This is a genomic window from Algoriphagus lutimaris, assembly GCF_017051705.1.
GTDB classification, from domain to species: Bacteria; Bacteroidota; Bacteroidia; order Cytophagales; family Cyclobacteriaceae; genus Algoriphagus; species Algoriphagus lutimaris.
In genome coordinates, this window is the sequence record NZ_JAFIDJ010000004.1 from 96578 (window position 1) to 112232 (window position 15655).

Sequence of the window (15655 nt, forward strand, 5' to 3'; positions counted from 1 at the left end):
AAAACTCTTTCCTTAATAGGATTTATTTGAGATAAAAAGTCGAATGTTTTTTGAAATAAATTGAAAATATGCTCACCTGATTTTAACTCTTACTTCCCGCATGATCACGAAATCCATTCCGTTAGTTTTCGCTTTAGAAGCCTCTTTCTAAAAAATACTTAGGAAAGATTTTCTTATTTTTTCAGTCTAATTGATCCGATAATCCATAAATATCCTGATATGAAAAATAAAAGAAGAGATTTTATAAAAACCAGTGCTCTTGGAATGGCAGGAATTAGTTTTCTTCCATCCTCAGTATTTGGAAAATCATTAGGTCATATTGCCCCTAGTGATAAAGTAGACCTAGCTTGTTGTGGAATTGGAAATAGAGGAGCTCAAATCATCAAAGCCCTTCATGACACAGGCCTTTGTAACATCGTAGCTCTTTGCGATGTGGATATGGGGGCACCCCATACTTTGGAAATTATGAACAAGTTTCCAAATGCAAAACGTTTTCAGGATTTTAGGGAGCTATTTGATCAATTTGGCCATGGCTTTGAAGCCATCACGGTGGGTACACCGGATTTTTCTCATTTCCCTATCACTATGTTGGCTATGTCAGAAGGGAAGCATGTCTATGTAGAAAAACCAATGGCAAGAACATTCAATGAAATTACGTTGATGATGGATTGTGCAAATAGACATAATGTAGTGACCCAAATGGGGAATCAAGGTCATTCCGAAGGAAACTATTTTCAGTTTAAAGCATGGAAAGAAGCAGGTATCATTAAAGACGTCACCGCAGTTACTGCCCATATGAATAGCCCTAGAAGATGGCATGGATGGGATGTGAATATGCAAAGCTTTCCAAAAGCTGAACCTATCCCTTCCACCTTGGACTGGGACAATTGGCTAATGGCGAGAAGTCAACACGATTATAATAAGGACTTCATCAATGGACAATGGCGTTGTTGGTATGACTTTGGAATGGGAGCTCTAGGCGACTGGGGAGCACATACCATGGATACTGCTCACGAATTTTTGGAGTTAGGTCTTCCTTATGAAGTAGATCCAGTGATGTTGAAAGGACACAATAATTTCTTCTTCCCTATGTCGTCTACCTTGGAATTTAAGTTTCCTGAAAGAAATGGAATGCCTGCCTGTACGTTGACATGGTATGATGGAGTAGACAATATTCCGCCCGTACCTGAAAATTACGGTGTTTCAGAACTGAATGCGGATATTCCTGCAGCGAGTAATGGTCAGATCCAACCTGCTAAACTTAATCCAGGTAAAATCATTTATGGAAAAGATTTGACCTTTAAAGGAGGTTCGCATGGAAGTACTTTATCTATTATTGGAGAAGACAAAGCCAAAGAAATGGCAAGTAAACTTCCGGAAGTTCCAGAAAGCCCATCCAACCACTTTGCAAATTTCTTGAAAGCTTCAAAAGGTGAAGAAGAAACCAGATCTCCTTTTTCTGTTGCAGGCCCATTAAGCCAAGTTTTCTGTTTAGGTGTTTTGGCCCAGCAGCTGAATACCAAGTTAATTTTTGACAGAGAAACACATCGAATCACCAATAATCCACTTGCCAATCAATTATTGACTGGGGAAGCCCCAAGAAAAGGATGGGAAGAGTTTTATACCCTATAAAATTCCATTCGATTAAAAATGAAAAAGCTGAAAGGTCTACTTTCAGCTTTTTTTTATAACTAATCTAAAGCCTGCTTAGAATTTCGGACAAGGTAATATGGTATCCCTTCGATTAGGTTTACCCTCATATTTATTAGGCAATGTCCATGACAAACTCAATTCATGTGCACCTCCAGATTGAATTCCCAACTGAGAAACTGTATAGTCGAAACTATATCCAATATTCAATCCACTGAGTAGATTTACACCTACCATCATCACGATCGCATCCCGATTGCTTTGATTCTCTACCGGCTTGTAGGGTAATCCTCGGTACCAAAGTCCGAAAACAATAGGCTCTACATAGAAATAGGCTCCTACATCCAGCTGTTCAAATGGTCCTTGGCGTTTATAATTAATGGTTGGAGTTAAATAGCGTTGACGGCGCATATGAGTAAAATCTTGTCTCATCCCTCCTTCCCCAAGATTAAAGCGGTAACCACCATGTAAAGAGATTTTGGCCGGCAACTTACTAACTCCGTCCAGAAAAGATTGGTTAGGTTGATTCACATGGTGCGCCGAAACACCTATCCAAAAATCCTCTGTAAAGAACATTCCCCCTAAGGATAGAGATAACATACTTACAGGATCTCCCAAGCCTGGCAAGTCAGTCCCAGGCAATATTGGTCCAAAAGGATCATTGGGATTTATTTGGTTGGCAAAGACTAGATTTTCGTAAAAACCTATTTCTCGTCGAATATATGATGCCTGAAATCCAGGACGAAAATAAGCGTTATCACTAATTTTTAATTCGTAAGAATAAAGCGCAGAAATCGTAGTGGATCTTAATTTTGAAGCTCCCTCGGTATCTTGCATCACCATTACACCAATTCCTGAATTATAATTTGGCAGGTAGGTATCATAGTATGCTGAGAAGGTAGTAAACTGAGCATCAATGCTTGGCCACTGGTTGCGATAGTTGAATCCTATTCGTCCCGTTAACTCTCCCCCGGTCATTGCAGGGTTTAGGTAAAGGGGCGCTGCATAATATTGGCTATATTGGGGGTCCTGACCAAAGGCATTAATCTGTAGTCCTAGACAACAGATTGAAAAAAAAACAATAAGAGACAGAGACCGTAACAAGGATTTGTTCGTTTATTTGATTATTCAGTTGGCTTTTAAAACGTTTTACTAGTTTGGTTGTTTTAAAAGCGGTTCGAAAATTATGAAAAGCAACCCTAATTCCATAAGGATCAAGTATATTTTTACCTTTTCGCTTCTATTTGCCCTATTTGCGATAGAATCAAAAGTCCTATCTCAGGGATTTAATGAAAACGAGTGGATTTTTGGAAGTTGCGACACGGGAGAAAGCAATTACTTATCATTTGGTAAAGGCAATTCTCCTACGGTACAAACATTACCAAATACCGTGCTACTTGGCAAAAACAACAGTGCGATCGCCATTGATCCAATTACGGGACAACCACTTTTTCAAACAAATGGTGAATTGGTTTACGATTTCAGTCAATCTCCTATTGAGGGTTCAGCTCCTGGATTAAACGGCAACGTAGATGGTACTCAGCAAGTAGCTACAGGTTTTTTGGAATACGATCCGGAGGGAAATAAATTATTTTACATTTTTTACATTTCCCTATCCGGGGAACTCCAATATTCCTTGGTCGACATGAATGCACCTGGTCAAGCTATCGGGAATGAGAGACCTCTGGGTGAAGTTGTTTCCAAAGACAACAGTATGGGGAATGCTTCAGGAGCAATCCTTGTCGTAAAAAGTTCCTCTTCTCCCTCCTATTTAATCAGTTTTGACGGAGGAAACTTGATTTCCCAAAGATTAGATAATGGGGAAGGAAATTTCAGTACTACTGATAATCAAAATCTACCATTCACACCAGAACGGATCATTTTCAATGATGAGTCTGGTCAATTGATTTTACTTCCTGAGACGAGCTCTGATCCAATTCAAGTTCTTGATTTCGATACTGGAAGTGGAACATTTGGCAATCCCACTCCAATTTCATCGATTCCAGGCTCTGGAAATTATGGAGGGGCAGATTTTTCTCCAGATGGAAGCTTTATTTATTATTCTTTGGGAGATCAGTTGGTAAGAGTTCCATCAAATGACCTTTCTGCAACTCCAGAAACCATTCTGCTAGCAAATCCTTTAAATGCGATTTATGATGTTAAAGTAGGGCCTGATGGAAGCCTTTATTACATCTATGAGGAAACCGTAGGAGGTCCACAATTAATCGGTAAGGTTGAAAATCCAAATGAACCAGATCTTACCTTATTGACACTGGATGAAGATCCATTTATGGGTGCGGATTTTTGCGGAAGAATATTCCCAGTTTTTGCCCCCAACGCAGACATTTCACCTTCAGTAGATTTCACATGGGACCCTGAAATGCCCTGTTCCAATAATCCTGTTCAGCTAACCAGCACGATTACTCCAGAAAACTACAATCCTGCGACTTATACCTGGGAATTTTCTCCTCCATTGACTGATTCGGACGGTAATCCAATAGAGGCTGATTACAATCAGGAACATTTTTTAATCCCTGCTGACGCTGCTCAAGGCACTGACATTACGGTTACCTTGACAGTAGAGTATGAGGACGGAGAAACCCAATCCTCCACGCATTCTATTCCTTTGACCGAAAACAACCTAGAGGCTAACTTCAATCCATCTGACACCACGATCTGTAATACCTGTATTGACATTGGACCGCTATTGCAAGCCCAGGCTGCAGGTCAAGATGGAGAAGCTCCTGATACAGGAGGTGGTTCCAATTATCAATATTTCTGGTCCAATTACCGGGATGAAGGCTGGGGAACCAGACAGGAAAATGAAGTATGTCAACCAGGATTATATTGGGCTTTGGTAAAAGAAGAAGGTTCTTCTTGTTATGCTTATGCTGAAATCCGAGTAAAAATCTGGGATTTAGATGACCAAAGTAACAACATCTGGTATTTTGGAGATGGAGCAGGGTTAGATTTTAACCCAGATCCTGATGATCCAGACGCCCCCACTCCTAGGCCCATTGAAAGTCGACACCCTCAGGATATTCCTGCAGGGACTACAACAATATCCGATCAAACAGGCCAGGTTCTGTTTTATACCGATGGTGCATCTGTATGGGATCTCAATGGCGACTTAATGGAAAACGGGGATTTTATCGGAGGAGACAATTCTGCTAGTCAATCCGTTTTGGCAGTCCCTGTTCCTGAGGAACAAACCTTGTTCTATTTATTTACCACCCAACAATCCGCGAATGGTTCCAATCAAGTGAGCTATTCTTTGGTGGATATCAAGGCCGAAAATGAATCAGGAATTGGAAATGTAGTATCCAAAGATAACTTCCTATTTAGCCCATCTACAGAACATACGGCTGCCTTAAATGCGGGAGATACCACTTGGATGATGTTCCATGAATTGGGAAACAATACTTTTAGGGCCTATCCAGTATCGTCATTGGGTATTGGACCACCGGTACTAAGCTCAGTGGGAAGTAATCATGGATTTAATTCTGGAGTAGGTGCAATGAAATTCAACTCGGACGGAGATAAAGTAGCAGTCACTATTTCCGAGGGAGGGTGTAACAAACTGGAAATATTTGACTTTGACCAGGATACGGGAGAAATGACCGAATATGCCAGAATTGATCTTGGATGTGAAGGAGATGTATATGGATTGGAGTTTTCTGAAGATGGCGACCGGGTGTTGGTCTCTTACAGAAACGGAGGACCTGGAATCGAGGAATTCAACATTAAACCTGTGGAAAATGACGATCCAGATGCTGCGGTTTGCCCTACTTGTTTTGAAAATGCCAGTACCAGAGCTGAAATTGAAGCCTGTATTATAGATACCAAAAATGGCATTAGCCAAACCTCGGGACTTGATCTCGGCGCACTTCAAATCGGTCCAAATGGACAAGTTTATGTAGCCGTTGTTGGCGATAACCGAATTGGCCAAATCAATGTTGGGTCAGGTTGTAATTCTTCCAGTACATTCACGATGGATGGTGTTGAACCTATGCCCGGCACCTCAAATTTAGGTCTACCTTCATTTGTACAAAATTCAGGAAGTTCTATCCCTGAACCATCCCTTTCTGGTCCTCCAAGAATATGTTTGGACCCTGATGAAGGTGGTGGGGCGATGTTTGAAGGAGCTGGAGAACCTGATATTGACAGTTATTTTTATACGATTACCGATGAGAACGGAGTAGTAGTATTAGATAATTTTGGAGGTCCCGGAGATGAATTCCAGAGCTACGAACATAATTTTACGGAGCCAGGATTATATACTGTTGATTTAAGAGTAGACCGATGTGGAGACCCTACCTATTATGAAGCCAGCTTAGAAGTTCAGGTTGATGCGCCACCAGTTTTGACTTTGGAAGATGATGTCACCTTATGCTCCGGAGCTCCTGTCACTTTAACTGCTATTGACGGTTATGATCCAGCAGAAGGATTGTATGATTTCCAATGGACCAATGCAGCAGGCCAGGTATTTGGCGATGAAGATTCCAATGAAATTACTGTTGACGAGGAAAGCATTTACACTGTAACTGTAAGCTATAGATTACCTGATGGACTTTCAGATGATGAAGCCTTACTTTATGAAACATGTCCATCTACTGTGGAAGTATTTGTTGGTCCTGCCTTTGAATTTGAATTAACTCAAACTTCGGAGGAGGTATGTTATGAGGAGACGACAGTCACCTTTGCGCCAGACACCCCGATCACCGGAGAATGGTTCTATACGTTGGATGGAGATCCTAGCAGAACTTCTTTAGGAAGTTTCTTTGAGTTGGAATTATTCATCCCTAATCTTCCTGGTCCAGGTCAATATGAAATAATTTTTGTAACCCAAGACCCGATTTTGGAAGGCTGTACCGTAGAAAAGAAAGTGGATTTAATAGTTAATGAATTACCACTATTTATAGCCAACCAGACAAACCCAGCCACTGATTGTAACACAGCAGATGGGTCATTTGAAATCAACATGCAAAGTGATGCTGAATCAGTTACTATTTTAGAAACTGGTGAAGTATATAACAATGTATCTGAAGGCAATTCGATTCCTGTCATTGACCTGTTACCAGGTGTTTATACGATTGAAGCACAAAATAGCTTTGGGTGTATGTATACCGCAACCGTTACAGTTGTAAACAGCAATCCTCCAGTGGATTTTGAATATACCGTCACACCAACTGATGAACTATGTAGCAGTAATGGAGTGGAAAATGGGGTTCTGACTATTGATTTCACAAGCTCCCCACAAAACGGAAGTTATGTAATTACCAGGCAAGGTGATGGACAGGAATTTACGGGGAATTTCACCAATACCAATCAAGTTTTAGTGAATGTCCCTTATGGCGAATATGCCGTTGAGGTTTTTGATGCTACCAACTGTTCCGTTCCGGATGATATGCTTTATCCGATTGAGCAAAAATTGCAAGTGGTATTCTCAGTCCCTACTGATTTCACAGCTTGTGAAAGCTTCACCTTTACCCCAGATGCTTCAGATTCGTTTAGCTATACCTTGACATCCAGTACTGGGACAATTATCCCCCCTAATTCAGATGGAAGTTTTACCATAGACTCAAAAGACACCTATACTATCTTAGGAGAGGATCCAAATGGCATTAATTGTCCAAGAGAAATTGAAATGGTAGCCAATATTACTCAGCCTATCGATTTTGAAGTAAGTGAGCCAATTATAGATTGTCAAGTAGGGACTATATATGAAGCTATCCTGAATAACGCTGACCCTACCGATGTGATATTCCTTTGGAAAGATGAGGGTGGAATCATTGTAGGAAGATCTCAAAACTTTGCCCCTAATAGAGAAGGAAATTATACCTTGGAAGTACAACCTATTTCCGGTGGACTTTGCCCGGTAGACAAAAAGCCTTTTGAAGTGGAATTGGTGGATCAAAATCTTGAAGTGGAATTGGATGTGGTACCTTTTTGCATTGATCAAAGCAGTACGACCATCACAGTGATAGCTGACTTAAGTACAGTGACTGAAATTGAATGGTACTCTGTGCAGGGAACCATTAGAACCAGATTACCAGCTTTTGATAATCTTCCTATTATTGAAGTTTCACAGGAAGGAACCTATGAAGCATTATTGAGAAATGCTTCTGGGTGCGATTTGGGAAGAGCTTCAGGAGTGGTCGTAAAATCCACGATTATCCCCCCAGTATTACCTGAGTCCATCACGATTTGTGCTGCCGAAGGAGTCACAGAAAGTATTGCCCCTGGAGACTATGACAATTACTCATGGATATTAGAAGGGGAGGAAGTTTCTCAAGATTCAGAATTTACACCTACTTTACCGGGTACTTATACCTTAACAGTTTCCGATAACGTGGGCTGTGAATACATTGCCACGATGGAAGTTATCGAAGACTGCTCACTTAAAATATCTTTCCCTAATGGAGTAGTATTAGATGACCCTAACAGGAATTTTATTCTTTTCGCAAATGAGTACATTGACTTTGTGGAGGTTTACATTTATAATAGATGGGGAGAATTAATTTTCTATTGTGAGCATGAAAACTTAGAATCTGGCCAGCCATTTTGTCCTTGGGATGGGCAATTGAATGGAAAATATGTTCCAAATGGAACATATGCGGTCGTTGTGAAGTTGACTAGTGAAGACCAAAATATTACCCAAAAAATCACCAAAGCAATTACAGTCATTCAATAACATGTTAATTTTAATATCCCCCGCCAAAACCTTAGACTACAGTTTACCCGATTTCAAATCCCATACCTTACCGGAATTCCAATCCGACACACAGGCATTGGTAAGAATCATGAAGAAAAAATCTGCTGAAGAAATTTCCGGTTTGATGCACATCTCTGATTCCTTAGCTAATCTAAACGAGGAACGGTTCAAAACCTTCCAAAAAGAATTCAGTTTTGAAAACTCCAAGCAAGCATTATTGGCATTTAAAGGAGATGTATATACCAAGATTGAAGTAGAGGAATATAATGAGGAGGACTTTAATTTTGCACAGAATCATTTAAGAATTCTTTCTGGGTTGTATGGTTTATTAAAACCTCTGGATTTAATTCAACCCTACAGATTGGAAATGGGAACCAAATTGGAGAATAATAAGGGTAAAAACCTATATGAATTTTGGGATAAAAAAATTGCAAAAGCAATTAATAAAGTGGCCCAAGGAGCCCCAATTATCAACCTTGCATCACAAGAATATTTCAAAGCTGTAGACCAAAAAACGCTAAAGTCCCCAGTGATAACTATTCACTTTAAAGAATTCAAAAATGATAGCTATCAAGTAGTTGGTTTTTTTGCAAAACAAGCTAGAGGAATGATGACTAATTATGCGATCAAAAACAGAATAATGGATCCTGAGGAACTCAAAAAATTCAATCAAGACCGATATGAATATTCAGAAAATCTAAGCACTTCAAGTGATTGGATATTCGTCAGATAAAGACTTTTGCTTAAAAAATCCAGCATTCAATTTAAAAGCTGGATTTTTTTTGACCTAATAAATATGGTAGCTTAGAGGTCTGATTTCCATCGGTTTTCCTCAAAATTTTGAAGTTAGCATACGTAAAAAGACAACTATTATTCACCTTACTACTGACTCTGGTCAGTGGTTCGGTTTCTATTGCCGTATCAGATTTTTTTGGGGAAAACCTCAACTCAACTAATTTGGAGAAACCTAAAAATCAAGATCCCGAATTAATAGGCCCAGATAAACTTTGTAACGTATACGGAAGCGTAATAGGAGACTTTTTTGGAGCTGGAAATCCCTTTACCGATTTGTATTTCTGGAAAATATTTAATCCATCGGGTCAATTGGTTTTTGAAAGATCTGGAGGGGAAAGTTTTCAAACCATCAGTTATACTTTTGACCAAATCGGAGTCCATCGGGTAGAATTAATTGTAAAGCGACCAGGGTTTCCGGATTTTAACCAATCCCAAGAAGTAGAGCTGATCAAAGGTCCCACGATTAGTTTGCTTCCTACTTATGAGATTTGTGATACAAATGGGATCAGCATCTCAGCCATTGATGAAAATAGTTCTGGTTTCTCAGAATATAAATTTATTTGGGAAGACGGAGAAGGAAACATTATTGGGGACGCCAATTCCATCACAGTAGTGGATCCAGACCAGTACACAGTAACATTTTTCTTCGAGGATGAAGATGGAAACCAAGCCTGTGAAACAAGTCTATTCACAGAAATCAGTTTGTATACCGGATATGAAATAGAAAGTTCCACCCCATTCATTTGCCCCGACAATACTGTTACACTAACTACCTCTGAGGATTTGAATGGATCTTGGTATTTTAGAAAACTCCCTAATACTGGTGAGGTATTTCTAGATCAGGCTAAAACCATTGTGATCACTCCGATCCTTGATCTTGACATGCCCGGAGAATACGAAATCATTTTCAAACCAAACCCTATCAGTGGAAACAACTGCTTAATTGAAAAATCCTATCCATTAACCTATTACCCCTCACCAGACTATGAGGTAATAAATAGTCAAAGCTCATCCGACTGTTTGATTCCTGATGGAAGTATTACCATACGAGCCCTCACTCCTTTGGATAAAGTCTTTTTGGAGGAAAGTGGGGAAACATCCCCTCCATTAAACACTGGAGAAATTTATGAATTTACTAATCTTAAATCTGGAGCATATACCCTCACCGGTATCCTAGGAGGCTGCTTGAATTATTTAGGTTCGGTTGTCTCTCTTGCTTTCGAACCTGAGAGTTATAAGTATGAAATTCAGAATGTCACAGGAGAGGCATGTACAGTTGAAGGAAAAATAAATGGCTCAATTGACATCCTTTTTCCTAATGGTCCAGTCAGTGGCTCTTACCTATTGATTAATGAAAAAGGAACTTTGATCAGAGAAAATGAGGTCAAGGATCAAACCAATCTGAAAATCAGTATTCCTGGAGGTCAGTACTATTTTGAATTTTATGGAGAAGACGAATGTAGAATTCCTAGAGCAGATTTAATAGATGTACCAGGACTAGTAAAAACCGATTTCACTGTTCCGGAAATATTAACAGTTTGCCAGTCTTTCGAACTCATTCCAGAATCAAATCAGCTTTTGGATTATCAACTTCAACTACCTGACGGTACCTCAGAATATAAAAGCAATGGAGAGTCTTTTATCATCACCCAAGCAGGACCTTACAAAATTACAGGTTTGCTTCCTAATCAATCAGAAATCTGTCCATCAACCTTGGAATTTGAGGTTACCCTAGTAGACCCGGTAGACTTTACGCCTGTTTTAATCAAACAAGATTGTTTTGGGAATAGAACCTACTTCGCTGATATTTCAGGTGTAGATCCTTCTTCAGTAATTTTCTCCTGGTACAATGAAAATGATATTCTTGTAGGGACAGGTCAAACTATGTTCCCAACTTCTTTTGGAGAATTCAAATTGGATGTTCAACCTTCCAACAGTGCAGCTTGTCCAATTCCCCCTAAGACTTTTTTGATTGAGGAACCCATTTTAGAGGTGGATGTGATCATGGAAACCACCAAACTTTGTGAGCTTGGTCCTGGAGCTACAATTTCAATTGAAACAACATTTCCTAATGAGGTAACAGACATATTATGGAGAAGATATACTTCAGCTGGGGTAATAGAGGAGCTCGATCAATTTAAGGACCAAACCGAAATCACAGTTTTTCAAGATGGGACCTATGAAGCTTCTGTGTACAGTATTATCCCCTCAATAGAAAAAGATTGTGAGCTGGGCAGAAATTCAATTGACTTGACATTTAATACAGAAAAGGTAGAATTTTCAGTCCCCAATTCATTATCTATTTGTGAATCTTATGAACTTATTCCAGAAACTGATCAACCATTACAATTCATTTTGACTCTTCCAGACGGAAGCACCATTGAAAAAGATGCGAACAATTCATTTGAAATAACTCAAGAAGGAAATTATAGCCTTTATGGCTTCCATCCTGAAATAAGCTCCCCTGATTGCCCTGTGATTAAGGATTTCTTTGTAAAAGTCAATCAACCAATTCCATTTGAGCCAATACTATTTAGCGAGGACTGTAATGGTGAAAAAACATATCAAGCGAAGTTATCTGGCGCGTCAGTAGAGGATGTACTGATATTTTGGTTTGATAAGGACAATAACCTTTTAAGTACTGAAGAATTTTTTAGCATTGGCAATTCAGAATTTGGAAACTACTACTTAGAGGTCCAGCCTAGAAATAGTGAGCCTTGTGATCTCGAGCCTATCCCATTTGAGGTAAAGGAATCTGTTTTGACTCTTGAAGTGTCTTTGTTGGCGGCTCCCCTCTGTCCAGATGCCACGGAAGCAGCAATTTCAATTGAAGCAGATTTGGATTTAGTCAATTCAATAGAATGGTGGTTTACGGACTTAAATGGAAACCAGACCGAATTGACTAGTCTAAGGAATAGGACTGAAATATTAGCTTCTGAAGAAGGCACCTATGAGGCAAGGCTTTACAATAATGTCCCCTGCCTGTTAGGATCAGATTTAGTATTACTTACTAGAAGCATGGATCAGGTAAGACCTGAGGTAGATGAGCGATATCAAATCTGTCCTAGATATGAAATTGCACCCGTGATCAACCCTGGAAATTTTGCTTCATACGAATGGTACCACGAAGGAAATTTAGTTTCCACCAGCCCAACTTATAAACCTTTGTTGGTAGGGAGTTTTGAACTTGTAGTTTATAGTGAAGAAGGTTGTGTCTATACTACTACTTTTGAAACCATCGAGGAATGTGAACTCCGGGTAACCTACCCAAATGCCATTGAGCTTGATAATCCAGACAAAGGATTTTTGGTATATACCAATTACCTCATTGATGAATTAGAGGTCTTTATTTTTAATCAATGGGGCCAGATGATTTTTAATTGTAAACAAACGGACCTGATCAAGGAAGAATCAACTTGCTTTTGGGATGGAACCTACAATGGCAAAAAAATTCCGAATGGAACCTACTCCATCCGACTCAATTATGTAAACCTCGAAAGAGGATTAAATGAGTATCAAATTGGGTCAATATTAGTAATCAACTAAGAGTAAAATACCAAGTATTTAAGTGGAATAGAATTTGATATTTTTTGGCATGTGATTAGAAAGTTCAATTCTTTCTGAATCAGATCATGTAAATTTACAGACACTTAAATAAGTAAAAATTTTGCGAGCTAAAGACCAATTTCCTAGCTGGAAGATTGGAATCATATATGCCTTGATCAGTTTGTTGACTGTTTCATCCCCTTTAACCTCCAGAAGCGCCGTAAAAGATATTCACAGAATGCTCACTGACGATTTTGGAGTACTGGAACTAATTGGTCCAGAATACTTATGTATTGTTTTTGGAGGAGTTATAGGAACCTTTAGCGGCGGGGGTGATCCCGACACAGATGTCTACACATGGGTAGTCACCGACCAAAACGGGGAAGTCATATTCAACCAATCCGGTGGAGGAGTCCAGTATGAGACGGTTAAAATTTCCTTTAATGAAACTGGTAAATACCAAGTCAAGCTGAATGTAAGGAGAAATAATGAAAGTGATTTCTATGAAAAAACTATGGAAGTTACTGTTCAAAAAGGCCCTGAATTAGCATTAGAACCAGATTACCTACTTTGTAATGGGGGGTATGCCGAACTTACAGCGATCAATCCCGACAAAACTCCAAACATAAGTGAATACACTATTACCTGGAAAGACGTTTTGGATAATGAAATTGCTTCTGGCAATACCATTCAAGCTTATTATGAAGGTTATTATAAAGTAGAAATCTTTTTAACCAATTCTGAAGGTGGACAAGATTGTCTAATTACTGGTTCAACTTTCGTAGGCCCTCCTATAGATTTTAAAATAATCCGAAGTTCAGAGCAAATCTGCGAAGGAGAGAACATCACTTTCTCATTGGATACTCCTCTTTCTGGTGAATGGTTCATTAGAAAAGATACTGAGACCACCAAAATAAGCATTGGTGAAGGATATGAAAAGGTTATTCAACCTGAGGATATCGACGGTACAGGATATTTTGAAGTATACTTCAGTGCAGTAAATGAGGAATTCCCTAATTGTAGATCCGAGAGAAGAAAATTCTTTTTTGTAAATGAAGTCCCAAAAATACAACTAAGCATGACAAATCAGCCTGAAGACTGTTCTGACCCATCTGGAGGCTTTCAGGTAACTGCACAATCCGACATTGACTACCTATTTATTCCAGAGCTTGGTTTAACTGAACTAGGTGTTTCTATTGGTCAAACGCTTTCCTATTCTAATCTTAAACCTAAGGTATATACCGTTAAAGCCTATAAAAACGGGTGTGAAGTAACAGAATTGATAAAGCTGGAAGCCATGGATCCACCTCTGACAAATTCCCCTCCTTCTCAGGTAAATGTAAATATCACAAAAGAACCTGAAACCTGTAGTCCTACCGGAGTATCTCGAGGAAAATTGGCTTTTGAATTTGATGAGCCTGTCACAGGTTCCTTTAGGGTCTTGCAAGAAACCGAGGGAGAAATCACCTATGGGGAAATGGTCAATGAGACCAGCAAAACTGTCGATTTATTAGGGGGAAAATACGTGCTGGAGTTTATCATGGGAGGGTGTACTTACCCTATGGAAGAAGTAATAATTGAAACTGAAAAGCAGGTGGAATATTCTGTTCCTGAATCCATCAATATTTGTGAAACCTTTGATTTGATCCCAGAAACTGAAGGGGACTTAACATTTACCCTAACTTTCCCAGATGGACATGAGGAACAAATAGGGTCAAATGGTGCCTTTTCATTGACAGAACCAGGAGATTATGAAATATTAGGAATCTCTGATGATGCGAGTTTGGGACTATGTCCGAAGAGAAGACAATTCACCGCCTCCATCTCACAATCAATTTCATTTAATTATCAATTAATCGAACAGGACTGTTTTGGAAACAAAGTGTTTGAGGCCACTATTGAAGGGATAGAACCTGAAAATGCTAGTATTCGATGGCAAAATTCAGATGGAGAAATAGTAGGAAGAAGTCCTTTTTTCTACCCAACAGCTTATGGCACCTATTCTTTGATAGTGCAACCATTAGGAAGTGGCTATTGCCCTGTTGAAAAGATTTATTTCGAGGTAGTTGAACCGGTTTTTAGAGTTGATACTGAACTCGAAGCTACCAAGATTTGTCCACAACCTTATGAAGGAACCATTACTTTGACTACTGATGAAGAGGTCGTAGATCACATTGAATGGATCTTTTTTGACTTAAATGGAAATCGAGAGAATCTAACCGCATTGGACGATTGGATGGAGATTCCAGCAGTGGAAGTAGGAACCTATGAAGTAGTTGTCTACAGTGAGTTGGGCTGTGAATTGGGTAGAAACCAAATAGAAGTTGAAGAAAGCACTTTTACGACTCTTCCACAAGTAGAGGATTCTTATGCATTTTGCTCCATTGAGAATAATACGATTCCTGCTATAGATCCAGGGGATTTTGCAACTTATAATTGGTTCTTTGGAGATCAATTGGTATCTACCTCTCCCACCTATAAGCCAAAAGAAATTGGTGATTATGTCTTAGTTGTAACCACAGAAGATGGTTGTGAATTTACTGCAGAATTCAACACCTATGATGCTTGTAATTTCCAAGTAGTATATCCCAACGCTATGATCTTAAATCAACCTGATAAAGATTTTAGAGTTTTGTTAAGTGAAGGGGTTTCTGAGGCGGAGCTATTCATTTTAAACAGGCAAGGAACCTTAATCCATCATGATTTGACCAGTGAAATCCCGGTGGAGACACCTGTTTTACAGTGGGACGGAACAGTCAACGGAAAAAATATTCCAAGCGGGACTTATGTGGTCATTTTGTTGTTACGAAATAATGAATTTGGTTTTGAGGATAAGGTAACTAGCTCACTGTTAGTTATAGAGTAAATAATATCCAGATTCTTTAAAATTTTTATATAATCGGAAAAGCCTTAATCCGATATTTTTCCTATTTTCAAAGCCATTTCAAA

At 39.2% G+C, this 15655-nt stretch carries 6 protein-coding genes; 5 read left to right on the top strand and 1 reads right to left on the bottom strand.

Going from position 1 to position 15655, the window contains the following annotated elements; all coding sequences use genetic code 11:
* Positions 1 to 219: 219 nt before the first annotated feature.
* A complete protein-coding gene (locus JYB62_RS18865; RefSeq protein ID WP_205646962.1) occupies positions 220 to 1632 on the top strand; it encodes a Gfo/Idh/MocA family oxidoreductase in 1413 nt (470 codons plus the stop codon).
* A 75-nt stretch (positions 1633 to 1707) separates the two neighbouring features.
* On the opposite strand, the gene JYB62_RS18870 is transcribed toward JYB62_RS18865, so the two are convergent.
* Positions 1708 to 2754, bottom strand: coding sequence for a PorP/SprF family type IX secretion system membrane protein (locus tag JYB62_RS18870; protein ID WP_394369702.1), 1047 nt, complete (start codon positions 2752 to 2754; stop codon positions 1708 to 1710).
* Positions 2755 to 2836: 82 nt separating this feature from the next.
* Here JYB62_RS18870 and JYB62_RS18875 point away from each other — a divergent pair, with 82 nt between their 5' ends.
* The 4 genes from JYB62_RS18875 (at position 2837) to JYB62_RS18890 (ending at position 15572) form a co-directional block, all read left to right on the top strand.
* Positions 2837 to 8344: a T9SS type B sorting domain-containing protein gene (locus JYB62_RS18875; RefSeq protein ID WP_205646963.1), complete on the top strand. Its 5508-nt coding sequence runs from the start codon at positions 2837 to 2839 to the stop codon at positions 8342 to 8344.
* Position 8345: 1 nt separating this feature from the next.
* Positions 8346 to 9098, top strand: a complete 753-nt coding sequence (gene yaaA / locus JYB62_RS18880) for a peroxide stress protein YaaA (protein ID WP_205646964.1) — start codon at positions 8346 to 8348, stop codon at positions 9096 to 9098.
* Between the two features lie 107 nt (positions 9099 to 9205).
* Positions 9206 to 12706 (top strand): gliding motility-associated C-terminal domain-containing protein, encoded by a 3501-nt coding sequence (locus tag JYB62_RS18885; protein WP_205646965.1) that lies wholly within the window; start codon positions 9206 to 9208, stop codon positions 12704 to 12706.
* Positions 12707 to 12827: 121 nt separating this feature from the next.
* Positions 12828 to 15572, top strand: coding sequence for a hypothetical protein (locus JYB62_RS18890; RefSeq protein WP_205646966.1), 2745 nt, complete (start codon positions 12828 to 12830; stop codon positions 15570 to 15572).
* Positions 15573 to 15655 lie beyond the last annotated feature (83 nt).